General features: G+C 63.2%; 23 protein-coding genes and 1 pseudogene. 12 read left to right on the top strand and 12 right to left on the bottom strand.

Features of this window, described 5'->3' with window-relative positions; genetic code table 11:
• Positions 1-185: 185 nt before the first annotated feature.
• Entirely contained in the window at positions 186-1,421 is a 1,236-nt protein-coding gene (locus tag KHO41_RS10960; protein ID WP_211953306.1) for a tyrosine-type recombinase/integrase, read from the bottom strand.
• 138 nt (positions 1,422-1,559) lie between these two features.
• On the opposite strand from KHO41_RS10960, the gene KHO41_RS10955 reads away from it, so the two are divergent.
• Positions 1,560-2,720, top strand: coding sequence for a DNA-binding protein (locus KHO41_RS10955; RefSeq protein WP_211953305.1), 1,161 nt, complete (start codon positions 1,560-1,562; stop codon positions 2,718-2,720).
• Positions 2,721-2,855: 135 nt separating this feature from the next.
• Positions 2,856-3,614, top strand: a complete 759-nt coding sequence (gene ybgF / locus KHO41_RS10950; RefSeq protein WP_211953304.1) for a tol-pal system protein YbgF — start codon at positions 2,856-2,858, stop codon at positions 3,612-3,614.
• A gap of 27 nt (positions 3,615-3,641) precedes the next feature.
• Here the strand turns inward: ybgF and KHO41_RS10945 are convergent, their stop codons facing one another.
• On the bottom strand, positions 3,642-4,538 hold the full coding sequence (locus tag KHO41_RS10945; protein WP_211953303.1) for a LysR family transcriptional regulator: 897 nt from the start codon (positions 4,536-4,538) through the stop codon (positions 3,642-3,644).
• A gap of 113 nt (positions 4,539-4,651) precedes the next feature.
• Here KHO41_RS10945 and KHO41_RS10940 point away from each other — a divergent pair, with 113 nt between their 5' ends.
• On the top strand, positions 4,652-5,401 hold the full coding sequence (locus KHO41_RS10940; protein WP_211953302.1) for a sulfite exporter TauE/SafE family protein: 750 nt from the start codon (positions 4,652-4,654) through the stop codon (positions 5,399-5,401).
• A gap of 12 nt (positions 5,402-5,413) precedes the next feature.
• On the opposite strand, the gene KHO41_RS10935 is transcribed toward KHO41_RS10940, so the two are convergent.
• Entirely contained in the window at positions 5,414-5,797 is a 384-nt protein-coding gene (locus tag KHO41_RS10935) for a nuclear transport factor 2 family protein (protein WP_211953301.1), read from the bottom strand.
• A gap of 313 nt (positions 5,798-6,110) precedes the next feature.
• On the opposite strand from KHO41_RS10935, the gene katG reads away from it, so the two are divergent.
• From katG to KHO41_RS10915, 4 genes are all read left to right on the top strand, one after another.
• The gene (katG, locus tag KHO41_RS10930; protein WP_244873789.1) at positions 6,111-8,330 is read left to right on the top strand and encodes a catalase/peroxidase HPI; all 2,220 of its coding nucleotides are present in this window, start codon (positions 6,111-6,113) and stop codon (positions 8,328-8,330) included.
• Positions 8,331-8,629: 299 nt separating this feature from the next.
• Positions 8,630-11,890: a BTAD domain-containing putative transcriptional regulator gene (locus KHO41_RS10925; protein WP_211953300.1), complete on the top strand. Its 3,261-nt coding sequence runs from the start codon at positions 8,630-8,632 to the stop codon at positions 11,888-11,890.
• 120 nt (positions 11,891-12,010) lie between these two features.
• The gene (locus KHO41_RS10920) at positions 12,011-13,396 is read left to right on the top strand and encodes an FAD-binding oxidoreductase (protein WP_211953299.1); all 1,386 of its coding nucleotides are present in this window, start codon (positions 12,011-12,013) and stop codon (positions 13,394-13,396) included.
• A 60-nt stretch (positions 13,397-13,456) separates the two neighbouring features.
• The gene (locus KHO41_RS10915) at positions 13,457-13,624 is read left to right on the top strand and encodes a hypothetical protein (protein WP_211953298.1); all 168 of its coding nucleotides are present in this window, start codon (positions 13,457-13,459) and stop codon (positions 13,622-13,624) included.
• 50 nt (positions 13,625-13,674) lie between these two features.
• Here the strand turns inward: KHO41_RS10915 and KHO41_RS10910 are convergent, their stop codons facing one another.
• Positions 13,675-13,827, bottom strand: a complete 153-nt coding sequence (locus KHO41_RS10910; RefSeq protein WP_211953297.1) for a hypothetical protein — start codon at positions 13,825-13,827, stop codon at positions 13,675-13,677.
• On the opposite strand from KHO41_RS10910, the gene KHO41_RS10905 reads away from it, so the two are divergent.
• A complete protein-coding gene (locus KHO41_RS10905; RefSeq protein WP_211953296.1) occupies positions 13,826-14,077 on the top strand; it encodes a hypothetical protein in 252 nt (83 codons plus the stop codon). The genes KHO41_RS10910 and KHO41_RS10905 overlap by 2 nt on opposite strands.
• A gap of 172 nt (positions 14,078-14,249) precedes the next feature.
• Here the strand turns inward: KHO41_RS10905 and KHO41_RS10900 are convergent, their stop codons facing one another.
• Both KHO41_RS10900 and KHO41_RS10895 read right to left on the bottom strand, forming a co-directional pair.
• Entirely contained in the window at positions 14,250-14,951 is a 702-nt protein-coding gene (locus tag KHO41_RS10900) for a nitroreductase (protein WP_211953295.1), read from the bottom strand.
• 107 nt (positions 14,952-15,058) lie between these two features.
• Positions 15,059-16,411, bottom strand: a complete 1,353-nt coding sequence (locus KHO41_RS10895) for an aromatic acid/H+ symport family MFS transporter (RefSeq protein WP_211953294.1) — start codon at positions 16,409-16,411, stop codon at positions 15,059-15,061.
• 471 nt (positions 16,412-16,882) lie between these two features.
• On the opposite strand from KHO41_RS10895, the gene KHO41_RS10890 reads away from it, so the two are divergent.
• A complete protein-coding gene (locus KHO41_RS10890; protein WP_211953293.1) occupies positions 16,883-17,440 on the top strand; it encodes a 4-hydroxylaminobenzoate lyase in 558 nt (185 codons plus the stop codon).
• Positions 17,441-17,623: 183 nt separating this feature from the next.
• Here the strand turns inward: KHO41_RS10890 and KHO41_RS10885 are convergent, their stop codons facing one another.
• The 3 genes from KHO41_RS10885 to KHO41_RS10875 form a co-directional block, all read right to left on the bottom strand.
• Positions 17,624-18,595: a LysR substrate-binding domain-containing protein gene (locus KHO41_RS10885; protein WP_211953292.1), complete on the bottom strand. Its 972-nt coding sequence runs from the start codon at positions 18,593-18,595 to the stop codon at positions 17,624-17,626.
• Between the two features lie 300 nt (positions 18,596-18,895).
• A complete protein-coding gene (locus tag KHO41_RS10880; protein WP_211953291.1) occupies positions 18,896-19,222 on the bottom strand; it encodes a hypothetical protein in 327 nt (108 codons plus the stop codon).
• A 273-nt stretch (positions 19,223-19,495) separates the two neighbouring features.
• Positions 19,496-20,707, bottom strand: a complete 1,212-nt coding sequence (locus KHO41_RS10875; RefSeq protein ID WP_211953290.1) for an NAD(P)/FAD-dependent oxidoreductase — start codon at positions 20,705-20,707, stop codon at positions 19,496-19,498.
• Positions 20,708-20,856: 149 nt separating this feature from the next.
• Here KHO41_RS10875 and KHO41_RS10870 point away from each other — a divergent pair.
• Together KHO41_RS10870 and KHO41_RS10865 are read left to right on the top strand one after the other, a co-directional pair.
• A pseudogene (locus KHO41_RS10870) lies at positions 20,857-21,202 on the top strand (carboxymuconolactone decarboxylase family protein); the annotation flags it as partial.
• Positions 21,203-21,321: 119 nt separating this feature from the next.
• On the top strand, positions 21,322-21,879 hold the full coding sequence (locus KHO41_RS10865; RefSeq protein ID WP_211953289.1) for an RrF2 family transcriptional regulator: 558 nt from the start codon (positions 21,322-21,324) through the stop codon (positions 21,877-21,879).
• A gap of 45 nt (positions 21,880-21,924) precedes the next feature.
• Here KHO41_RS10865 and KHO41_RS10860 read toward each other — a convergent pair whose 3' ends face one another.
• Both KHO41_RS10860 and KHO41_RS10855 read right to left on the bottom strand, forming a co-directional pair.
• Positions 21,925-22,071 carry a DUF3096 domain-containing protein gene (locus tag KHO41_RS10860; protein WP_211953288.1) on the bottom strand — a complete coding sequence of 49 codons (147 nt, stop codon included), beginning with the start codon at positions 22,069-22,071 and terminating at the stop codon, positions 21,925-21,927.
• Between the two features lie 50 nt (positions 22,072-22,121).
• Positions 22,122-22,481, bottom strand: coding sequence for a LysR substrate-binding domain-containing protein (locus KHO41_RS10855; protein ID WP_244873788.1), 360 nt, complete (start codon positions 22,479-22,481; stop codon positions 22,122-22,124).
• Here KHO41_RS10855 and KHO41_RS10850 point away from each other — a divergent pair.
• Complete coding sequence (locus tag KHO41_RS10850) at positions 22,467-22,673, top strand: hypothetical protein (protein ID WP_211953287.1); 207 nt, start codon at positions 22,467-22,469, stop codon at positions 22,671-22,673. The two genes, KHO41_RS10855 and KHO41_RS10850, sit on opposite strands and share 15 nt — an antisense overlap.
• Positions 22,674-22,747: 74 nt before the next feature.
• Here KHO41_RS10850 and KHO41_RS10845 read toward each other — a convergent pair whose 3' ends face one another.
• Positions 22,748-24,451 (bottom strand): ABC transporter ATP-binding protein/permease, encoded by a 1,704-nt coding sequence (locus tag KHO41_RS10845; RefSeq protein WP_211953286.1) that lies wholly within the window; start codon positions 24,449-24,451, stop codon positions 22,748-22,750.
• Positions 24,452-24,532: the final 81 nt, after the last annotated feature.

Below are 24,532 nucleotides of genomic sequence, written 5' to 3'. Positions count from 1 at the left end.
GCCACACCCCTTGGTGTAATCAACGCGGATGGCAGCAGCGAGACTTGCAAGGCGCGCCTGCGTGGCAGGCTGCAACAGCCCGGCGGTGCCGCTGCGTCAGAATTCAGGGGATTTTGCATTAAATGTTGCATCGTCACAAGGCGCGCAAGGCAGCTTCGATGCGCCCGGGTAGAGGCGGACACTGCTCATGCCTTGCTGGTCCAGCCAATCCGATGCCGCTCCTGCGTCGCCTCATGCCGCGCATCGTCTTCGGTATGCAGGTAGATGCTGGTGGTGGAGATCGACGCGTGGCCAAAGTTGTCGCGGACATGGCGCAGGTCCACCTGGCGGTCGCTCATGTGCGAGCCCGCCGTATGCCGCAGCCAGTGTGCTGACGCGCTGGCCAGCACATCAGCCTGCGCCGCCCATTCCGGCCCGCGCGCGCGCAGGCGCTCGGCCGCCATGCTGAACACTTCCTTGATGACCAGGTGCAGGGCGCCGCGCGACATCGCCTTCTCGTGCTTCGCGCGGCCGATCACCGGCAGTACCAGCGGACGGTCCTCCGCGGGCTGCGGCATCGGCGGCAAGCCATTCGCGCGCCGGTAGCGGGCGAGTTCGGCAATCAGTTCGTCGGTCGCCGGGACCAGTCGCGGCTTGTTGCCCTTGCCGACGACCTCCAGCCACCAGCGCTCGATCCCCTGGGCGTCGCGCCGGTAGAAGAAGGCTCCCATGGTCGTGCCGGCGACTTCCGAGGCGCGCAGGCCCGCCAGATACAGCACCGTGCAAAGCCAGCGGCAGCGCGCCGCGTGCAGGCATTCGCGCTCGGTACCGGTCGGCATCGCTTCGATGGCTTCTTTGACCGCATCCCACAACGTGTGGCTGAGGTAGCGCGTGATCCGCGCCTGGGTCGGCCCGCGCCGACGCCGCGCCAGCGAGAGCGGATTGCCAGACAGGTAGCCGGCTTCGGTGAGCCATGCAAAACAGGCATTGAGGATGACCATGGCCTGGCGCGTGCTCGCCGGCGACAGCGGGCCGGCAAAAGGACGCCAGTCGGGGTGGCTGCGTGCGAGTTTCTTGCCCGCCCCCAGCACCCACCGCACGGCCGGTTGGGGGTCGCTGAGGAAGTGCTCGTAGGCCAGCAAATCTTCATGCGTCAGCGACGACAGCGGCTTGCCGCGCTGCAGCGTGGCCCACAGCAAGAGCCGCTCGACTTCGCGTCGATAGGCCTGAAACGTGGCCGGACTGTTCGCATAGCGCGCGAGCCAGGCGGCAACAGCAGCCAAATCATCCGACGCTGAAATCTGCGACCCGCGCGCCGGCGCGCGATTCGTGCCTTGGGCGCCAGACAGCTCAGCGGGCAGGTGCAAGCGCTCGATCGGCACAGGCACGGTGGCGGCGAGGGCGCGGGCGACCGGGGATGGAACATCCAGGGCGGAATTCATGGGCGAAGGCAGGGTAAAGATGTGATCTCGACGCAATTATAGACATAAGACGCGTTATGTCTAAGATAATGCACATCAATCAAAATAAACAACGTATTACGTAGTAAAATACTAAAATCGACCCGATTTGATCTTCTCATGCCTGCTGCCGACCTGGATTTGACCGATACCGCTTTACAAGCCGACCTCGCTGAACTCCGCGGCCGCTTCCCGGAAACCCGCGCGCTGTACCGCGAGGTCTGCGGCCTGCTGTTTTTCCGCTATGGCGTGACACCCACCGCCAACAAGCTCTACAGCCTGGTGCGCAAGGGCAGCATGGGCACGCCCGCTGAAGTGCTGCAGCAGTTCTGGCAGGAATTGCGCGGGCGCACGCGCGTCACAATCGATCACCCGGACCTGCCCGATGCGTTGAAGGAAGTCGCCGCCGACGCCATCAAGACGATCTGGCAGGCCGCCAACGAAGCCGCAAGCGGCGAGCTGGCCGCGCTACGCGCCGAAGCGCGCGACCTGGCGACCGCCGCCGAATCCGAGCGCGATGCCGCGCGCGCCGAGACGGCAGCGGCGCGCGAAGACGCACTGGCGATCTCGGCGCAGCTGGGCGAGGCCCGGCAGGCGCATGAAGCGGTCCAGGCCGAACTGGCGGCCGAGCGCCAGGCGCACGCCGCCACGCGGGCGCGATGGGAAGCGGGGCGGGGCGAATTGGAGGCGGCGGGCCGCCAGCTGGCGGAACTGCGCTCCCAATTCTCGACGGAGCTCGAGCGCGCTCGCGAGCAGGTGGCCATCGCCCAGGAGCGGGCCGAGGCCAGCGAGCGCCGCGCGCTGCGCGAGCTCGACCAGGAACGCACGGCCCGCCAGAAGAGCGAGCGCACCGCGGAAGAATTGCGCGGCGAACTGGCGGCCGCGCGCAGCGAGGCCCGCGACGCCGCGGTGGCGCAGGCCGAGGTCCGTGCCCGGCTCGAAGCCCAGGCCGGAGCGCTCACGGACCGGCTTGCGGCCGCCGAGCAGGCGCAGGGCCGGCAGGCGCTCGAGCAGGAGCGGATGGGCACCGAGCTGGCGGCGGCGCAGCGACGCGCCGAGCGCGCCGAAGCCGAGGCGGCGCTCGTGCCTCAGCTGCTGGCAGAATTACGCGGGGCGCTGCAGGAGCGGGACGGCGGTGCTCGGCGGCGGGGTAAGGGCCGCGGGCAGGCGCCGGCAGGGAACGAGGCCCAGCCCCCACAGCAACCAGATCCGGGCGTACCGGCAGCGTCCCCCGACGGCAGCGATCGTACCGATAGCAGCAGCGAGGACCACGAACACTAAGCGGACGGCGGCGATTCGCTGGATCCAGGGGCAGGGCGTGGCGTTTTACCGGGCCGGACAGGCCGCAGATGAATTCGGGCCTTTGCCCAACGCCGATGTGACAGGCTAACCGACACAACCAACCACGATCCGTTTATGAAAGTACGCGTTTCTACCTTGTTGTGGCTCGCCGCCATGGCTAGCGGCGGCATGCTGCCAACCGCGCCGGCGCATGCCGGAGCGTTCGATGATGACCAGGCACGCAAAACGGTCATCAACCTGCGCGATCAGTTCAACAGTTTCCAGGCGACTGCGACCCAGCGCATCGAGCAGAACAGCCGTACCACGCTCGACCTTCAGAACCAGCTCGAAGGCCTGCGCCAGGAAGTGGCGCGGCTGCGCGGCCAGAACGAAGTGCTGCAGAACACGGTGGCAACGCTGCAGAAGCAGCAGAAGGACTACTACGCCGACCTGGATACGCGCCTGAAGAATCGCGAGCCGCAGCAGGGTTCCGTCGAAGACCGCCAAGGCACATCGGCGCCGGGCGAGAAGCCCGAGTACGACGCCGCGCTCAAGCATTTCCAGGCGGGCGATTTCAAGAGCGCCGGGAATTCCTTCTCGTCGTTTATCAAGAAGTATCCGCAGAGCCCGTACCTGCCGCTGGCGCAGTACTGGCTCGGCAACTCGCTCTACGCGCAGCGCGACTATAAGGGGTCCACCTGGGTGCTGCACAAAATGATCGATGCCAACCCGACGCATCCCAAGGTGCCGGACGCGATGATCGCGGTGGCCAATAATCAGATCGAGTCCGGCCAGAAGGCGGCCGCGCGCAAAACGCTGGAACAGGTGGTGGCCAAGTATCCCGGTACCGAAGGCGCGCGTGCGGCGAACAGCCGCTTGAAGACGCTGCAGTAAGTGCAGGCTGGAGGAATTCGCATCCAGCTATCGGGTCTGCGGTGTGCCACCGAGATGCGCCAGCAGACTTTGCATTGGCGTAGATAGAGTTTGCCATTGCTGAAAGCACAGGCAGAGCTGTCTGCGCGCCCAATCATCTCTGAGCATGACGGTTTTGAATGCGTATCTGCGTCGATAGCGCTTTGCGGCCGCCAATGGAATGATCGCGACTCCCACTCCCTGCGACACCATCTGGCACGATCCCTCGAAGGTCTTCATGCGAATACGAAGTGACAACGTCTTGCGCAGACCGGCAGCGTGTTCGTCGATGTGATCTTGAAGCGCGCTCCCCGCCTCCAGGCCTACGAACTGCTCGCCCGTAACTTCGGCAAAGCAAACTTCCTTCGATTCTGCGAGTCTGTGTGCCACAGGCACAATCAGGACAAGATGGTCGCTGCCAACGGGCTGGATTGTGAGGCCAGTGGGGTTGACAGCATCGGATACCACACCCGCTTCGGCCAGTCCCGCGCTGATCATCTTCACAATCTCGGCGCTTGTACGTTCTCTCAGATCAATATTCAGACGCGGACGCTGTGCAAGCCATGGGGCAAGCCTCTCCGGCAAGAGGCCCGTCAGCGCCGCCGTATTTGCGTACAGCAGCAACGTACCCCGTGCACCCGCACCAAAGTCGCGTAGCTCCCCCTGCAACAGGCTGTGCTGTCGGAGAATCAGGCGGGCATGGTGCGCCAGCGACTCTCCTGCCTCGGTGGTTACTACGCCTCTACGGCTTCTTTCAAGCAGGACGACGCCGGCATCCGCCTCGATATTGCTGAGACGCTCGCTTGCCGACGCCAACGCGAGGTTTGCTTGCCTGGCCCCGGCCGTAATGCTGCCGGCATCGACGACGCAAATGAACAAGCGCAGATCCGCAAGATCGAATCTCATACGCCTCCAAGACAGCGTGCCTTCGGTAAATCCGAAGGTGGGATCGGAAAAACCGCATTGTGCCAGCACCGGGCTAGATATGTAATGGCCGCTATGACTACGCTGACCATCGCATGAATACTCTGACCATTGATTCGATCTGCCTGCTCTCAGCCACGTTTATCGGAGCCGGTATGGTTAAAGGCGTGACCGGAATGGGGTTACCCACGGTTGCCATGGGCGTGCTTGGGGCGATCATGTCACCGCTCACGGCCGCGGCGATCCTGATAGTGCCGTCGTTCGTGACCAACGTGTGGCAAATGCTGGCGGGGCGGGGCACACTCCGTCTCATGCGACGGCTCTGGGCAATGATGCTCTGCATCGTGCTCGGTACCCTTATGGGGACGCGACTACTGGTAATCGTTGACCCCGTTTGGGCGGGACGTGTGCTGGGGCTGGCCCTGATCGCCTATGCTGCCTATGCTCTGTTCTTGCCGGCGCTCTCGGTCCCGGAACGGCTCGAGTCCTGGCTTTCGCCGGTCATCGGCATGGTTACCGGGGTGCTGACTGGCGTCACTGGCATCTTCACGATTCCTGCCGTGCCCTATGTGCAGTCGCTGGGTCTTCAGAAGGACGAGCTCGTGCAGGCCCTGGGCCTTTCGTTTACCGTCTCCACGGTCGCACTCGCAGGAGGGCTCCTGGCTCAAGACGCGTTTCGACTCGATCAGCTCGGCTTGTCCCTTCTGGCTGTCATCCCCGCTCTCGCAGGAATGTGGTTGGGCTCGATTGTGCGGCAGAAGATCAGTCCCCAAACCTTCCGTCGCGGCTTTCTCATCTTCCTCATCATCCTGGGGCTCGAACTAGCGCTTCGTCCTTTCTCTTGAGCCTGCAGAGCCTCAGGCACAACGCGCAGCGGTATCGTAGAAGCCGCGCCAGCGCGTAATCTTGCCGTCGCGCACAGTGAACACATGCGCCCAGTCGGATTCGAACGGCTTGCCTTCCGGCACTGTGGTGCCCTTCACGAAGCCCAGCACCACCAGATCGTCGCCGGCTTCGATATATTCGCGGGCTTCGAAGACCTCGATCACATCATCCTGGGCCATCTGCTCGAAGACCTTGCGAATCTCCGCCAGGGTCCCGCGCGGGCCTGCGTACCGCATGGCCGGCGGCCCGACGAACTTCCAGTCAACCTCTTGAGCCATGAAACTCATGACGGTATCGATCTGCCCCTTTCTATACGCCTCGTATGACGCTTGAACGACTTCCTTAGGACTTGGCATTTCATACTCCCGTTTCACTCAAGCCGGCTTGTCGCGCCGATGCATCCAAACTAGGGCGCACCGGGATCACTTTCAAGCTGCATCAGCATCCAGCTAGTCGCCCAGGCGTGACAGAAGCAATGGTCAAGGCAACTGAGCAATTGCGCATTTCTGCTCGGATGCAGTGCGACGTGGCCGAGGCAGATTTCCCGATTGCCTTTCCCTATCGCGTTGATTATTAAATTTCAACGCCTTGGCCTTGATTTTGTGCCGGCAAGTACTACTCCAACGGAAGGCCACCTCGAATATGGTGCTCCCCGTCCTGGAGGATGATATGACTGACAAGCAACACACCAGAAGTGTTAGCGAGAGCGAAAACCCCGCCATTCCTTCACCGACTCCTAAGGTCAGCCACCCCAGGCGGAACAAGGACTGGTGGCCGAATCAACTGGATCTTTCGGTGCTTCACACGCACTCGCACCTGTCCTGCCCGCTGGAAGAAGAATTCGACTATGCCAAACAGTTCAAGGGTCTTGATGTCGACGCGCTGAAGCAAGACCTCATCCAGTTGATGACGACATCGCAGGACTGGTGGCCGGCCGACTACGGCCACTATGGGCCGTTGTTCATTCGCATGTCCTGGCATGCTGCCGGCACGTACCGCATCGCCGATGGTCGCGGCGGCGGCGGCGAGGGCCAGCAGCGGTTCGCGCCGCTCAATAGTTGGCCGGACAACGCCAATCTCGACAAGGCGCGCCGGCTGCTCTGGCCCCTCAAGAAGAAGTACGGCCAGAAGGTTTCATGGGCCGATCTGCTGATCTTTGCCGGCAATGTGGCCTATGAATCGATGGGGTTCAAGACTTTCGGCTTCGGCTTTGGCCGGCCCGATGTCTGGGAGCCTGAAGACATATTCTGGGGTCCGGAGGACACCTGGCTGGGGGACGAGCGCTACAGCGGTGACCGCGAACTCGCCAAGCCACTGGCCAACGTGCAGATGGGACTGATTTACGTCAATCCCGAGGGGCCAGGGGGCAACCCCGATCCGCTCGCTGCGGCGAAGGACATCCGCGAAACTTTCGCCCGCATGGCGATGAACGATGAAGAAACCGTTGCCCTTATCGTCGGCGGCCACACGGTCGGCAAGACGCATGGTGCTGCGCAGGCGGCAGGGAATGTCGGTGTGGAACCGGAAGGCGCCTCGATCGAGGAGCAAGGCCTCGGCTGGAAGAACAAGTTCGGCACCGGCAAGGGTTCCGACGCGATTACCAGCGGGCTTGAAGGCGCATGGACGAACAATCCGACCAAATGGGACAACGGGTTTCTGGAGAACCTGTTCAAGTACGAGTGGGAGCTGACGACAAGCCCGGCGGGCGCCAAGCAGTGGAAGCCGAAGAATCCCGAAGCGAACGACACGGTGCCCGATGCACATGGGGCGTCCAGGCGACATTCGCCGACGATGCTGACGACAGACCTGTCGCTGCGCATGGATCCCATCTACGGACCGATTGCCAAGCGCTTTCACGACAACCCTGACCAGCTCGAGGACGCGTTTGCCAGAGCCTGGTTCAAGTTGCTTCACCGTGACATGGGTCCCCGCTCACGCTATCTGGGCCCATGGATCCCCGAGGCACAGCTTTGGCAGGACCCCATCCCACCCGTCGACCATGAACTGATCAGCGAACAGGATATCGACGCCCTCAAGCGCACGATCCTCGATTCTGGTTTGTCCGTCCCTGAGCTGGTTTCGACAGCGTGGGGCGCTGCCGCCAGCTTCCGTGGCACCGATAAGCGTGGTGGCGCGAATGGCGCGCGGATTCGCCTGGCGCCGCAAAAGGACTGGGAGTCCAACGAGCCACCGCGGCTGGCAAAGGTCCTGGCAGCCCTCGAGCGGATCCAGAACGACTTCAACGGCGCGCAGTCCGGCGGCAAGAAGGTTTCGCTTGCCGACCTGATTGTCCTTGGCGGATGCGCGGCCGTGGAGGACGCGGCCAGAAAGGCGGGATTCAACATTAGCGTCCCGTTCGCGCCGGGCCGCACCGATGCGTCGCAGGAACAGACGGATGAGAACATCTTTGACGTGCTCGAACCCATGGGCGACGGGTTCCGGAACTATTTCCGGGCAGAAGACCCTCTGTCGCCGGAGACCCGTCTGCTGGACCGGGCCAACCTGCTGAAGCTGACCGCCCCGCAGATGACAGTGCTCGTCGGCGGCATGCGAATGCTCGATGCAAATCACGGCCAATCCAGGCACGGCGTGTTCACCGACAAGCCGGGCACGTTGAGCAACGACTTCTTCGTGAACTTGCTCGACATCGGCACAGCGTGGAGACCTTCTGTCGCGGACAAGAGCGTGTACGAGGGCATTGATCGCACTTCGGGCAAGACCCGGTGGACCGCGACGGCTGCCGACCTCGTCTTCGGAGCGCATTCCCAATTGCGCGCGCTGGCCGAGGTCTACGCGTGCGACGACGGCAAGGAAAGATTCGTGCGCGACTTCGTGGCGGCGTGGAACAAGGTCATGAATCTCGATCGCTACGATCTGCTCGGCGCGTGAAACGGACGACGGGCGCTTACCTCCAAACCAGTGTGACAACCCGGCAGCAAGCTGGTGCTGGCGCTCCCGCAGGGGGCGCCAGCACCGCGTTGCGAAAGGGCATCATTCGCTGCGCCGCTGTCGGAATTGGAGGTCGGAATAAAGAGACGAAATACCCGAAACTGGAGATATAGTCACGAATGCCGCTCGCGCGGGCGTGGTTGTGAGACAGACAGCACCCGCACGAACGCTTCCGCAGTGCGCATCGCACGCGGCCGATCAGGAGTTCCCCGTCGCCTTGTGCCGTATTGCGCGCCAGCATGACTTCCCAGACCCGCTACTCCGTCAGTCTGTTTGGAGAGTTCCAGCTCGACGGCGCCGACGCGCCCAGGTTCAACGCAAACTCGCCCCGTTTGCAGGCGCTGCTCGCCTGTCTTGTCCTGCATCGCGACGCACCGCAGACACGGCAGCAGCTTGCGGTCCTGTTCTGGCCGGATTCCTCGCAGGCACAGGCGCGCAATGCCCTGCGTCAGCTGCTGTTCCAGCTGCGCAAGGCCTGGCCGGAGGCAGATCAGTTCGTCCATGCCGATGCCCAAACGGTGCGATGGCTGCCCGATTCAGCGCTCGACCTCGATGTCGCCCAGTTCCAGTCGGCGCTTGCGGCTGCGGCCAGGGCCGCAAGGCACGGCGACCCAGGCGCTGAAGAAGAATCGCTGACGCATGCCGCGGATCTCTATCGCGGTGACCTGCTGGCCAACTGCTACGACGAGTGGATTCACCCCGAACGCGAAAGGCTGCGCGAACAGTGCATCGCGGCGCTTGCACGCCTCGGTCAACTGGGCGAGGACCGGCGAGACTATGCCAAGGCGCTGAAGTACACACAGCAGTTGCAGCGGCTCGACCCGTGCCGCGAGCCGACCTGCATGGCGCTGATGCGCCTGCATGCCCTGAACCACGATCACGCATCGGCCATGCGCGCCTATCAAACGTGCGTGGAAACGCTCGCGCGCGAATTGGGCGTCCTGCCCGGCGAACCCATGCGCGAGGCCTATGCGCGGCTGGCAGGACAGGGCGCGTCCATGCAGCGCCAACGCCCGCGGGAGGCAATGCTGCCCATGATTGGCCGGCATGGCGAATGGCGCCGGCTTCTTGAGGTCTGGCAGCGTACCCAACTGGGCGACAAGCAGTTTGTCCTGATCCTGGGCGAGGCCGGTATCGGCAAGTCGCGCCTGGCAGAGGAACTGCTGGTCCATCTGGCCGAGCAAGGCATCACCGTCGCGCATTCGCGCGCCTATGCGGCCGAGGGTCAGCTCGCGTTTGCGCCGGTGACCGGCTGGCTGCGCAGCGCTGCCCTGAGCGGCGCAATCGGCAAGCTCGACAGACTGTGGCTGAGCGAGGTCACGCGACTGTTGCCCGAACTCCTCACGCAGCAAGCCGGACTATCGCCGCCGTCGCCGCTTACCGAGTACTGGCAACGCCAGCGGTTCTTCGAGGCGCTGGCGCGAGCCGTGCTTGCACAAGGCGGGCCGCTGCTGTTGCTGCTCGACGACCTGCAATGGTGCGACGGCGAGACACTCGAATGGCTGCGATTCCTGATGCGCTTTGACGCGACGGCAAGGGTGATGGTGGTCGCAACGGCGCGGCCCGAGGAAATCATGCCGCGACATGCTGCGAACCGGTTGCTGGACGCACTGCGCCGCGACGACCAGTTCATCGAGATCCCATTGGCGACACTGGATGCCGCCGAGACGGCAAAGATTGCGGCCCAGATCCTGGACCGGCCGCTGGCCGACACGGAAGCCACCCGGCTGTTTGAAGAGAGCGAGGGCAACCCGCTGTTTGCGGTCGAGATGACGCGGGCCCGCTCCGACACCGTGCCGGTCGGCAACACACAGGGCGGCATGGCGTCGAAGTTGCCGCCCAAGGTCTACACCATCATCTCGAACCGGCTGGCGCAGCTTCCGCCGGAAGCCCGCGATATGGTCGGGGTGGCTGCAATCATTGGCCGGGCATTCACGACCGACATCCTCGCCCAGGCCAGCGACCTCGACGAGGATGCCCTGACTGGCGCGCTGGACGAGTTGTGGCAGCGGCGCATCGTGCGCCAGACCGACAGTGGTGGCCTGGCCTTCGACTTCAGCCATGACAAGATCCGCGACGTTGCCTACGCGGAAGTCAGTCCGCTGCAGCGCCGCCGCCTGCATTTGCGCGTGGCGCGAGCGCTCGAGCGGGCGCCAGGCGATGCGCCCGATGCGGCAAGCGCGCAGATCGCCTGGCACTATGAGCAGGCGGGCCAGCCAGCCCAGGCGGCGGCATTCTATCGGCGCGCGGCCAGTGTTGCGCAGCGTGTGTATGCCTATGACGACGCCATGGCATTGCTGACGCGAGGGCTGGTGCAAGCGGAGCAGATTGCCGATCCGCAGGAGCGCGCCAGTCAGTCGCTGGCCCTGCACCTCGACCTTGCGCCACCGATTCGCATCGCCCGGGGTTGGGCCGCCCCTGAACTGGACGCGCCGCTGCGGCGCGCGGTGGAACTGAGCCGGCTGGTGGGGGACAGCAATCAGCAAGCCCGCGCCCAGGTCAGCCTGTCATTCTTCCTGGCGGTGCGGGCGGAACTTGCACAGGCGCGCAGCCTGAGCGAGGAGCTGCTTGCGGGATTGGGCAGGCCGGGTTCGGGGACCTACTCGGTGATGGCATGGACCAGCATCATGGGCAGCCTGGTCCAGCAAGGCGACTGGCTCGCTGCCGAGCCGGCGTATCAACGCGCGCACGCCGACTATGACGAAGCCCAGCACGCCGAGCATGCGTCCCTGATGGGCGGCAACTTCGGCGTGCTGGCTGCCGCGTGGTCGGCGCACGCACTGTGGTTCCGCGGGCTTGCCGATCAGGCGCTTCAGCGTGGCCACGAAGCACTGGAGATAGCGAACCGGGTAGCGCACCCGTTCTCCCGGGCGCTTGCGCTGTCCTATCTCGCGACACAGCATGCGCTACGAGGCGAGCACGGTCTCACGCAGGACTATGCCCGCCAGGCGCGCGAGATCGCCGAGCAATACCACGTCGGCTACTACCTCGCCTGGGCAGACATGCTGCTCGCCTGGGCCAACGCGAAACGGTCGCCCGGCGCCGACGCGGTAGTGGCGATGCAGGCGGCTCTCGAGGGCTTTCACGCGACGGGCGCACGCCTGCGTCTTCCGCTTTATCTGGGCATGCTGGCTGAATGCCTCGGCGACGTGGGAGAGGTCGAGACAGCGCTGGCAGCTTTGGACCAGGCGTTCGAATGTGCCGGGCGCACTGGCGAGCACTGGATGGACGCAGAGTTGTACCGTCTGCGCGGCGAATTGCTGCTGCGCAGCAGCGCCAACCTTGCCGAAGCCGAGTCATCGTTGACCAAGGCGATCGAGATCGCCACGGCCCAGCGCGCGCTCCCGCTTGAACTGCGTGCCACCCTGTCATGGGCGGCACTGCGTACCGGGCAAGGACGCGCCGCTGCGCATGCGGTGGTCGAAGCGCCGCTTGCGCGATTCACCGAGGGCTTCGATCAGCCCGACATCATCACGGCGCGAGCGTTACTCGCGCGTTAGTCTCCGCGCGACCGACACACTCCGGTCGGGCGACAGAACCCCCATGTAACGGCACACCTAACGCTTTCGAAACGCCGAGGTTGCTAAAACTCCTGCATACCAGCCGGACAGGAGGCAATCATGGAAACGTCGATGAGCGAAGCCGTCGCAACCGCCCTCAAGGCGAATGTTCGCGGACAACTGATTCAGCCCGGTGACACGGCTTACGATCAGGCGCGTGCCGTGTACAACGGCATGATCGACAAGCGCCCCGCGATCATCGCGCGCTGCGTCGATGTGGCGGACGTCGTTGCCGCGGTGAACGCTGCGCGCGACAGCGGGATGCTGCTGGCCGTGCGCGGCGGTGCGCACAATGGTGCCGGGCTCGGCACCTGCGACGGTGGGCTGGTCATCGACCTGTCGCCAATGAAGGGCGTGTTTGTCGATGCCGGACGCAAGACGCTGCGGGTGGGCGGTGGCTGCACCTGGGGCGACGTGGATCACGCCGCCAGTGCCTACGGGCTGGCAACGCCAAGTGGCTTCATCTCGACAACCGGCGTGGGCGGGCTGACGCTCGGCGGCGGCATCGGTTACCTCAGCCGCGCCTACGGCCTGACGATCGACAACCTGCTCAGCGCCGAGGTCGTGCTGGCCGACGGGCGCATCGTCACCGCAAGCGACAAGGAAAACGCCGACCTGTTCTGGGCATTGCGCGGCGGCGGTGGCAACTTCGGCGTGGTGACGTCGTTCGAGTTCAAGGCGCATCCCGTTGCCACAGTTTATGGCGGCCCGATGCTGTGGCCGATGGAGCAGGCACGCGAACTGATGGCCTGGTGGCGCGACTTTATCCTGCACGCGCCGCAGCAGATCAATGGCTGGTTCGGCTTCGTGACCGTGCCGCCTGCGCCGCCGTTCCCGGAGGAAGTCCACCTGCAGAAGATGTGCGCCGTCGTGTGGTGCTACACCGGGCCGCTCGATGAGGCCGACGCGCATTTCCGTCCGATTCGCCAGGCCATGCCGCCCGCGGTGGACTTTGCCGGGCCGATCCCCTGGCCGGTCCTGCAGAGCCTGTTCGACGGACTGTATCCGGCTGGCCTGCAGTGGTACTGGAAAGCCGACTTCGTCAGCGAGCTCAGCGACAAGGCGATCGATCTGCACATCAAGTACGCGCAGCAGTTGCCGTCGATGCACTCGACCATGCACCTGTATCCGATCAATGGCGCAGCGCATCGTGCCGGTTGCGACGACACGGCCTTCAGCTACCGCGATGCCAATTTTGCGAGCGTGATTGTTGGCGTGGATCCCGATCCGGCCAACAACGACCGCATCGTGCAGTGGGCGAAAGACTACTGGCTGGCCCTGCATCCGCACTCTGCGGGCGGCGGCTACATCAACATGATGATGGACGAAGGGAATGACAACGTGAAGGCGTCCTATCGCGACAACTACGCGCGGCTGGCGGAGATCAAGCGCAAGTACGACCCGGCCAACCTGTTCCGCGTGAATCAGAACATCAGGCCAGCCTGAAGCAACACGATTGCGACATGGGGCGCAAGTACCCCGCGCGCCCCGCGGAAGGAGATTTCCATGAACAGCTTGTTGTGCATCGGATTTGCAGCGTTGATGCTGGCTTGCGCCGGTTGCCGCGACACCGGGGCCGACGCGGATTATCCCAGCGATCACGCCATGACCGCGATCGCGGGCACCGGCGCACTGGCAAATGGAGACCAGCATTCGCTCTACCTGTTGCGCTAGGGCAGGGCGGTCCTTTCCCCATGCGCCCCCACTGATCCAGGAGTCCGGGCCTACGCCGCAGCCACGACCTGCGGCCGGCCCACGCCAGGCAACGGCTTGCACGGCAGAGGCGATCCCGTGTGGCACGTGTCGTTTCGATTGATCGCCTGCACGAGGAGTGCCGCCGCGGCAGCGCCGCCGACACCCATGTTGGAGATTGCCATGCACAAGAATCTTGCCAGGACCCTTCTTGCCACCGCTGCGCTGGTTGCCGGCTTCAGCCCAACCGCCCATGCCGGCGGCTATGCTGATGCACTGATCGTGGCCGCCCCGAGCCACAACGGCCCGCGCGATCCCTATACCGATGGGGCGCGCATCGGTTCGCGCGATCCCTTTACTGATGGCGCGCGCATCGGTTCGCGTGATGGCTTCACCGACGGCGGGCACAGCGATGCGCGCGGCAGCGGGGCCTGACTCTCCTAAGCCAAGGCAACAGGGCGGCCCTTCGCGGCCGCCTCGTTGTCCAGGCGCAGGGATCCAGGGCAGATGCCTGCCCGGCAGCGAGACGGCCGGCGCGTGCGCACCGTCGCGGAGCGGTTGCTGGCCGACGTTGGTGTTGGCGTGCGCCGCGTACACGACGGCACACTCAATCACCGAACCCCAGGAAACGCGTAAAGCCATCAACCGGCTCACGCGCCATATCAAGGCGATTGACAGTCGACTCGTCATCGGGGAAACCGAGGCTCATTCCGCACACGACCTGGAAACCGTCGGGAAAATCGAGGTGTCTGGAAATGATGTCCTGATAGCGCACGAACGACACCTGAGGGCATGTGGCAAGGCCGATGGCGCTGGCGGCAATCATGATCGTCTGGATAAACAGCCCATAGTCCAGCCAGCTGAATTTGGTAAGAGATGGATCGATCGCAAAGATCAAGCCGACCGGCGCGCCGAAGAAGTCGAAGTTTCGCGCCGTTACCTTCGTGCGTTGCTGCAGATCCTGTTTGGGTATGCCCAGCGCGCCGTAGTACACCGATCCGAATGCCTCCTGGCGAACTCGCATCGCTTCGGGAAGCGGGTCGGGGATATGCCGCAATGGCGGATGTCGATCCTCCCTATGCGCCTGACTCAACGCTTCGCTCAGCGCAGCTTTCTCCTGCCCGGCCAACGCGTAAACATGCCACGGCTGGATATTCGAGTTGCTGGGCGCAAATCTCGCCACGTCGAGGATGTCCTCGACCATGCGTTGCGGTACCGGATCAGGCCGGAAATACCTCACGGCTCGACGGGCGCGGATGATGCCGTCGACGATCGTGGCAGTTGGATGAGAGTCTCGGGTAATGGTCATGAGCTGAAAACAAGAAAGGAGGCTTCCTCATCATGGCATGGCATACGGGAAGCGCACGGTGAAACATGTGCAAGGGCCGATTGCACCCGCTGCACAGCTGCGGCGGTTCAATGAACGGCGAGTGCCGGTCGCGCGCGGTCCCATGCCATCGCGAACAGGGCCAATGCGGCAACGAATGCCGGCGCGGCCATCAGCGTGAAGATGTAGATCATGCTGTAGCCCGCCGCGAGCAGCGTGCCGCCGCCCATGGCACCGAGAATGCCACCGAAGCGCCCCACACCGAGCATCCAGGCCACGCCGGTCGCGCGGCTGTGGGTGGGATAGAACAGCGCGGCCAATGCAAGCATCGACATCTGCGCGCCGGTCATGCAAACGCCTGCCACAAACGTCAGAACCGCGAGCGACCCGGTGCTGGCCGCTCCTTGTCCCATCGCACAGACCGCGACGCCGAGAAGCAGGAAGGCCAGTGCAACGGTTCGGCTGGGATTCCAGCGATCCATCAACCAGCCGAAAATCAGCGCGCCAAGCACGCCACCCGCCGGAAACAGCGCTGTAACGAGCGCTGCCTCGCGCAAGCTGAAGCCTGCCTCGCGGATCAGCGTTGGCATCCAGCTCGTGAGTGTGTAATAGACGAGCAGCCCCATGTAATAGGCCAGCCATAGCGTCAGCGTGCCGAACCGGTACGGCCTGGCGAGCATCGCGCCGATCGGTGTGCGTTGCGAATCCCCCTGGTTTTCCCAGACGGTAAAGCGCGACGTGGCGATAGCAGGGTCATTGGCAATCCGCCGCAGAACGTGACGGATCCGCTCGATTGGCCAGTCCCTGATCACCATGAAGCGGATCGATTCGGGGAGCCGGATCAGGCCGATCGCCAACAGGACCGGTACAGCGCCGCCGACCACGAAGACCGATCGCCATCCGAAGTCGGGAATCAATGCGGCCGCCGCAAGTCCTCCTGCCGAGGCACCCAGCGTAAAGCCACAGAACATGATGTTCAGTAGCAATGCGCGTCGTTTCGCCGGCACGTATTCCGACAGCAGCGTGGTCGCGTTGGGCAAGGCCGCGCCGAGACCGATGCCGGTCAGGAAGCGGAACACGGTCAGTTGCCAGATGTCCGTCGCGGCAACGCACGCCGCCGTCCAGAGGCCGAAGAAGAAGACCGAACCGATCAAGACCCTGCGCCGGCCAATCCGGTCGGCGATCGGTCCTGCCAGCAGCGCACCCAGCGCCAGGCCGACCAGCGCAGCACTGAGCACCGGCCCCAATGCACTGACGGGAATGGACCATTCCCTGGCGACGGCCGGCGCGACAAAGCCGATCGCTGCCGTGTCGAATCCGTCCGCCGCGACGATCAGAAAGCAGATGAACAGGATCAGCCATTGATATGGGGAAAAAGAATGTTCATCAATGAACTGCTGGACATCGATGACTTTCGATGTCGCGCTCTGGTGGTGACTCATGGCAACTCCTGTGGGGATGACTATTGATCAGGGCTCTCGACGGGCGACGAGCGCTATCGGGGCGGAGCATAGGTTTGCCAATGGCGAGCGGCAACAGGGTCAACCCCGACAAGGGCAGGCCGTTCGCGAAACAGAATTCCTGGTCAGGGACATTAATGCTTCGAACATGCAGGAAAGCCAGCGTGAATTGATCGTGCCGGAACGTTTTTGCCTCGCATAAGCGCTAATTTATTGATCGCATGTTCGACATGTACGAGCCATTGAAATCTATGCATATGGATATTGAACGGCGAAACCTGCGTCACACATGGCGCCTCTTGCACGGCATGCAATGTCACCTTGAACGGTTGTCGCTTCCGCGGTTGTGCACCGTATGGCATCGTGCCTGCAGGCAGAAACGCCGCTACGCGGGCACATCGTCAGCATCGCTGGCGATGCGAGCCGACGCCGAACCGAGACCATGAGGACCTTATGTCGAACACCGAAGCAACCAGCCACAAGGAGCAATTGATCGCTCGCTGCATTCCGTTTCTTGAAGAGGTCAAGGACATGACCACCGGAAGCGAAGTCGAGCAATGGCTGAACACCAAATACGGTCGCGAAAGCGTGTTGTATCGGGATCTCGCCCGACTGATCACGATTGGTGTCGAAGAGGAAGGCTGGGCCGCCAACGCGGAAATCGCGGGCCGCAAGTACCGGCGATCGCGCCTTGTCGATCCGTCGGAGACGACCTTCGGCTTCAGCATTACCGCGGTCTATATGGACAGCTCGGGCAACGATCAGCACAACCCGGAAGATGCTTTCCGCGGCGACTATCATTCCCACCCCTATGGCGAGTTCAATATGGTGGTATCGCTCAATGAAGGCGCGGCGCTGGCGGGGCCGAATGGCTGGTGCTACGGCGGATGGACTGCGCCTGCACCTGGCAGTCATCATTATCCCGAGGCCAAGGGCGGCGCAGTGATCGCGCTCTTCTTCCTGCCGGCAGGCCGCATTGCCTACAACGTCAAGGCACCCGACGCTCACTGACTCGCGGGATGAAGGGCGGCTCGTCGTCATCGGCGAGCCACCGGCTCCTGGAAAAGGTGGCCATGCGCGTCGAATGCCTGATGCGCGGTTCCCAGCGAGAATCCCTGCGGAATCACCAGCATGCCGAGTTTCGCCGACTGCGGTGAAATGCGTGCGAGGTAACCTTGCAGCAAACGGGAGTTGTTAAGTTCTCACCTGGCTCGCCACATCGGCAATCTGCTTGCGCAGCCATTGCAAGGCCGGATCTTCGTCATTGCGGCCGTGCCACACTGCCCGTACCGACGTCACGGGCGCGGGGTAGGGCAACGGATGAATGCGCAGTTCACCATGACGCTCGAACTCGCGACCCAACGGCGAAGGCACGAGCGCCAGCATGTCGCTGTGGCGAACCAGAGAGGGTATCGCCAGCGAATGCGCCACGGCGACGCGGATACGCGGCAGCGTTGCTGAACCCGTGAACGCATCTTCCAGCGCCTGCCGGTCGAACATTTCCGATTGCCGTGCAAGGCCGCGTTCGACGATAAAGCCGCTGACCGCGCCTTCCTCCTGCCCGCCCAGTGACACGGCGACCAGTGGATAGGTCAGCAGGTCATCATGAGTCAGCGGACGGTCGCCGATCGGATGATCGCGATGCGCGACCATTACCTCGGTTTGCTTCCAGACCAGCATCGACTGGAACCGCGTCGGCACCTCCGCGAAGATGCCGATAGCGATATCGATGCGGCCGATGTCGATCTGCCCGGCCAGATCGAGTCTTGTCGAAGGGCGCACCACAAGGTCGACCATCGGCGCTTCCGCGCGCAGGCGCTGGCTCAGCCGGCTGAGCAGAAGCAATGTAATGTAGTCGTTGGCGGCCACCACGAACTCCCGGCGCGCGCTGGCCGGATCGAAGGGTTCATCACCAAGCGCGGTCTGGATCTGCCGCAACGCGTTCCGGATGGGCGTCGCCATTGTCACTGCGCGGGCGGTCGGCTCCATGCCCTTGGCTGTGCGGACGAAGAGATCGTCCTGGAGCACGTCGCGAAGACGGCCCAGTGCGTGGCTGATGGCTGATTGACTGAGATGCAGGCGCTTGCCAGCGGCCAGCAGGTTGCGATCTTCGTACACCGCATCGAAGACGCGCAGCAGGTTGAGGTCGATCCTTGCGAGATTCATTCTTATTGTCCGGATGGCAATGCACCGATTGTTCTGCGCAGTTTACTCTCGGGCGCATCGGCGACGGCCACGCGGTATGGGCGCCGTCAAGGCGGCGAGCGCCGGGGCGTACGCCAGCAGTTCGGCAGCGCGCTCTTTGAGGTCAGCAAGGGCGATTTGCGAGTTCGCGTCGATGGTGAAGCGGAGGAGGGCGTGAGGGCGTAAACATCCTCGCCGGCCAAATGCAAAAACCCCGCGAGCGGGCAAACGCGCGCGGGGTTGTATGCCAATATCCCTGCATTCGAAGGACTGCAGGACGGGCTACTTGGAGGTCTTTGCGCCGTCAGTGTACGGGTCGGGCTTGCCGGTGCGGGCGCCGTCAGTGTACGGGTCGGGCTTGCCTGTGCGCGCGCCATCGGTGTATGGGTCCGGCTTCGCACCCGGCGCGAGGTCTGAGCGCGTCGACTGCTTGGCACCGTCGGTATAGGTATCAAACTTGCCGGTCTTGGCGCCGTCGGTGAACGGATCGGCTTTGCCGGCCTTCGCCCCTTGCGTGTAGGGATCCGGCTTGGATTGCGCATATGCAAGCGGCACCGTAGCCACGACCGCTGTTGCAAGAATCAGGCCGGATAGAAGGGTTTTGCTCATGATAGCCTCGCCTGTTGGGACACGATTAAGAAACCCGTCCGAGTGCGCTTGCCAAGTGATCGGGGGGGCGCAGCATGCCGCATACCGTGGGCCGCTGCTCCTGCAAGAATAGTCCCTGATGCTCAAACATGCCGCACCCGGCCGCATGCCTCCTGGCGCTGACTCGGAGTCGAGCGGAAGAATCGCCGGCAGCGTCTGTGCAAGAGCACTTGCGGCGAGGAGGTGAGCGGCGATCCGTGTGGATCACCACTCTTTTCCTCCTGCCTTGCGCCGTCAGGCCACAACGATGCGCAGTGGGTCAGCCAATGCAAGCGCCTCAGCGCGATCGGCGCTCGGCGGATAGATCCACTGGGTATTGATGCGGGTCTTGAGCGACTTCGCGACACCGCCCGTCATCGTGACCTGGCGGTCCCAACCTTCGGTGTAGACAGCGCCCCAAGGCCCCAGGTCCAGGCAGGTCACATACTTCGGTTGGCTATAGGGAATCTGCGCCTCGCCCACCAGGTCCGCGGCAACGTTGTGGCCTGCGGAGCGGCCGAGATTCATCGCGTGCTGGCAAGACATCATGGCGAAGTTCCCTTCGTCATCGGTGGCAGCATAGGCGCAGTCGCCTGTGGCGAACACCGCGTCTACCCCTTTGACCTTCAGGTTGCGGTCCACATGAAGCCGGCCGAAATTGTCTCGCTCTGCCGGAATCTGTGCGGTGAGTTCGCTGGCCCGGGCACCCGCCGTCCATATTACGGTGTCTGCCTCGATGCGCTCCCCGTTCTCGAGCATGACGCCTTTCGCATCAACCGCCGCCACACCCGAGCCGAGCCGCCATGTCACGCCGAGTTCGGTAAGCGCCTGCGTGATGACCGGGCGTGGACCTTCCCCGAGGTCAGGGCCGATTGCGGCACTGCGCTCGACCATGATCACGTTCACGGCAGCGTCCTCGCCGAGGACTTCGCGCAAGCGAGCCGGCATTTCGGCAGCTGTCTCGATGCCGGTGAAGCCAGCGCCAGCGATCACTACCGTATTGCGTCCTTCGCTCTCCGGGCGCGTAGCCAGCCTATGGATATGCGCTTCAAGTTCCGCGGCATCCGCCACCTGGTCGACGTTGAAGGCGTGCTGGTCCAGCCCTGAAATCTTTGGACGGAACAGGCGGCTCCCTGCAGCGAGTACCAGGCGGTCATAGTCCACGCGCTGGCTTGATGTATCCGCACCAACGCCTGCAATGCTCACCGTCTGGTTTGCAGCATCGATGTGCTCCACCTTTCCCTGGATGAACCTGACGCCAACGGCCTTGAAGATTTCCTGCAAGGGCGCCTTCATCCCGTTCGGATTCTGCTCGTAGAGGCGGGGACGGATGTGCAGTTCCGGCTCCGGTGCAACTAGCGCGATCTCCACATCGGCGCGCCCAACCTGGTCAAGCAAACGGGCCGAAGCCAGCGCGCTCCACATGCCGGCAAAGCCGGCGCCGATGACAAGAATGCGTTTCGACATCTTTTGTGCTCCTGATTCAAACCTCAGTTTCATGTAACAGGCCAACTCCGCTACGGCGTCGAACCGATCAATGGGCGGTGAACGCTGACCATAACTACGATCATATTAGTCGCCGTTAAGAACGGCAAGCGATTTTGTAGTTCCCATGTCTGATCTCGGTGCGAGTAAGCCAGATCAACGACTGCGCGTACTGCCTGGACATGCGCACGCGCGACCTGGCGAAGAAACGTGTGACGATCGGAAAGTTCGCGCGCCTGCAAGTCTGGCAAGAGGCAGATGCATGCTTCAGTGAGCGAGAAAAGTCGGCACTCGCGTGGGCCGAGTCCGTGACTCGCGTTTCTGTCACGCACGTTCCTGACGAGGCCTTCCGTGCTGCCGCAGCCGCATTCAGCGAAAAGGAGTTCGCCGAACTGACCATGGCGGTCGGCCTGATGAGTGCATTCAATCGCCGCAGTCAGCTTTCGCCGCCCGCCGCAGGTCGACAACCTGGGATAAAGCTAGTCAGTCTTCGCGAGAGCGGGATCGGCGCTGTGATCCCAGGGGGCGCGCTCGCTTGCGTTGGACGAGGAAGTTGTATAGCATCTCAACTACGATAGTTGAAGTCCTAGTATGTCATGTCCCACATCAGCACTGGCGTTGAATATAGCCTGCACTGCCTGCTCTACCTGACCCGCTCGCACGCGGCAGTGGAAGAGGCTAGCGTCCGTGATCTCGCCGAGCTTCAGGGGGTGCCACAAGACTTCCTGGCGAAGCTGTTCACCAAGCTGGCCAAAGCTGAGCTGGTGATCGCGACGGAGGGCATCAAGGGCGGATTCCGGCTCGCGCGGCCCGCCAACCAGATTACCGTTCTGGATGTCGTGGTTGCGATCGACGGCGAGAAGGCGCTGTTCGACTGCCTCGAGATCCGGGGGCGCTGTGCAGTCTTCGATGATCATGCACCGAATTGGGCAACGCGTGGCGTATGTGCGATTCACGCTGTCATGCAGGCTGCAGAGAAAGTCATGCGAGCGGAGCTGAAGCAGCATACCTTGGCTGATCTTTCTCGGCGCGTCGTCGACAAGACGCCGGCCAGCTTCGGCGTGCAAGTTGTCAATTGGCTGTCCGATCGCGCGGAGAATCGGCGCGGCGAAAGAGCTGCGACCAAAGGCTCAACATCGCGAAAGGGCGGTTGAAGGTATCAACTCGATTCTGCTTATCTGCCGACCGGTGTGCTCATGTCATCGCAAATGTCCACCGAACAGTCCGAGTATGCCAATGACGATCAGGTAAATGGCGACGATGTAGTTAAGCAGACGAGGCATGACAAGAATCAGGATTCCCGCGATCAGAGAAATAAGCGGGCCGGCACTGGTGATGAAATTCATGATGATTCCTTGGATTGGCAGGGTCAGTGGCACAGACAATCCTCGCGGGCTCAGACTCCTTCCGTGCCATCCTCCGTTTCCAGGAAATGTCGCACCAGCATCTGCGACGCCACGGGTAAGGCATCCATGGAGCGCACGGCCAGCAGGAACTCGCGCCTCGCCAGCGCATCGCTGAGCGGTACGATGCATAGCGGCATCGTGGCGCAGTTACGCTGTGCGATCGCCTCCGGCAGTATGCCGATGCCGAGTCCGGCACTGACCATCACGCACAAAGCGTCGAAACTGGTTACCCGGATACGCAGTTTCAACGGGCAATGCAGGTCCTGCTGCGAGATGATTTGACCTCTGGCCGCACATACCCGGTTGTGCCGCCCGAAAGCTAGATCGGAGACGCAATGCTCAGTCACCATGAAATCTCGGCACTGATTCTTGTGCGGAACGCGCCATACCATGCGACCGACGTCCTGGAACTGGAGGGGCTGGCGAATAAAGGCATGATCGAATGGGTGCGGCGCGGCATCACGCAGCGTCGGCCGTGCCTGACGGCCCTGGGGGAAAAGTTCTACAGCAAGGTGGTGACGCCGTTGTACGCGACGGCATAACGTACGAGACGACCCACCTCGCCAGAATCGCGGGCACCGCTGTCCCTTAGCTCACGCTGCGGGCTCCACTGCCGCTACCACGCAAAACTGCAGTCCGACGGCGTGCGGAGTTGCCAATCGCCGTTGCCGCACAATTCCAGCACCTGGACGTGATATTTGAGCAGGGTGGGGCGGTGGCTGACGCTGACAATCGTGGTATGGCCGGCGACAAGCTGGCTGTAGAGTGCGGCCTCGTTGCCGCCATCGAGTGCGCTGGTGGCTTCATCGAGCAGCGCGTAACGCGGACGAGCCCGCAACAGGCGCGCGAAGGCCAGCCGCTGCTGCTCGCCGAGCGACAGGACCTTGCACCAGTCCAGCTCCGCGTCCAGGCCGCCGACGCGCTCTGCCAGGTCGGGCAGGTTGACCTGGTCGAGCAACTTCAGCAGTTCGGAATCCGGTATGCGGCGGTCCTGGTCGGGATACAGCAGCTGGCAGCGCAGGTTGCCGACCGCCATGTACGGATGTTGCGGCAAGATCAGCATCTGCCCGGGCTCCGGATGCACGATGCGGCCGCTGCCGCAGTTCCACAGCCCGCTGATGGCCCGCATCAGCGAACTCTTGCCCCCACCGCTGGGACCGACGATCAGCAGGCTCTGGCCCTTTCCGACTGTCACGTTCAGATCCTTCAGCAGGGTACGGTCATAGTCGGGCGTGTGCAGGGTCAGGTGTTCCAGTGACAGCGTGTCACCGCGCTGATGATCGATCCGGCTACCGGGCTTGCGCCGCATCACGCGCGTATGCGCGAGCGACGAAGCGAATGTGGCAAGCCGGTCCAGGCCCGCCACGAAGCGGCTCAGGCTTTCAAAGTTGTCGACAATGACCGTCACGGCCGCCAGCACCGCCGTGAACGCTCCCGCAGCCTGGATCGCACTGCCGACTTCCAGTTCGCCGTCGAGCACGCGGTTGGCGACGATGACGCTCGGCAGCATCAGTGTCAGGAACGCATAGGCATACTGGAACAGGTAGAGGTTGAGCTGCCAGCGGTTCAGGCGGTTGTAGTTGGCGAACACATGCTGGAAGCGGCCACGCACGTGATGGAACTCATGCTGCTCGCCGCGATGGAACGTAATCGACTCCGCATGCTCGCGCACCCGGATCAGGCTGAAGCGAAAGTCGGCCTCGCGCCGGATCTGGTAGAAGTTCAGCCCGATCAGCACCTTGCCGAAGCACAGCACCGAAACCACCGTGCCGCAGACGGCATAGAGCACCAGGAACACCACGAGCTCGCGCGAGATCGACCACAGCACCCCGCTGAACGCAACCAGCTGCAGCACCGAGCCCAGCATCAGCAGCAGAAAGTACAACGATTGCTGCGTGAACGTGCTGATGTCCTCAGAGATGCGCTGGTCCGGGTTGTCGATGGTCGTGTTGTTGTTCAGCGCGTAGAAGGCGCAGCTGCCGAAGTACTTTTCCAGGTACTGCTGCGTCATCCAGCATCGCCACTGCATGAACAGCCGGTTGCGCGTGTAGTAGTAAAAGGCGTACACGGGAACGGCCGCCAGCAGCACGTAGACGAAGATCCGGATGGCATACCAGAAGCGGTCAGCGTCGCCGGCCGCGAGCGCCGAGGCAAATTCGCCTGTCTGCTCGTTGAAGCGCACATTGGTCCAGGTCTGGCCTAGCAGCAAGCCGACGAGGACCAGCAACAGCGCCCAAGCCTTTCCCTTTTCCCGTGATACCCAGTATGGCCTGGCGATATCAAGGAACCGCTTCCACAGATTGCCGCTGCGCGTTGCCATGACCGTGTCGTTTTGACAAGGCTGCGGGCCGGCGGGGCGCTCCCGCCGGGCCTAAGGCCTCTAACAGCCCGGGCATACGCA

Origin of the sequence: Cupriavidus numazuensis, from assembly GCF_905397435.1 — a bacterium.
GTDB classification, from domain to species: domain Bacteria; phylum Pseudomonadota; class Gammaproteobacteria; order Burkholderiales; family Burkholderiaceae; genus Cupriavidus; species Cupriavidus numazuensis.
The sequence above is the reverse complement of the archived record's forward strand: the minus strand, read 5'-3'. Positions and strand labels throughout refer to the sequence as shown.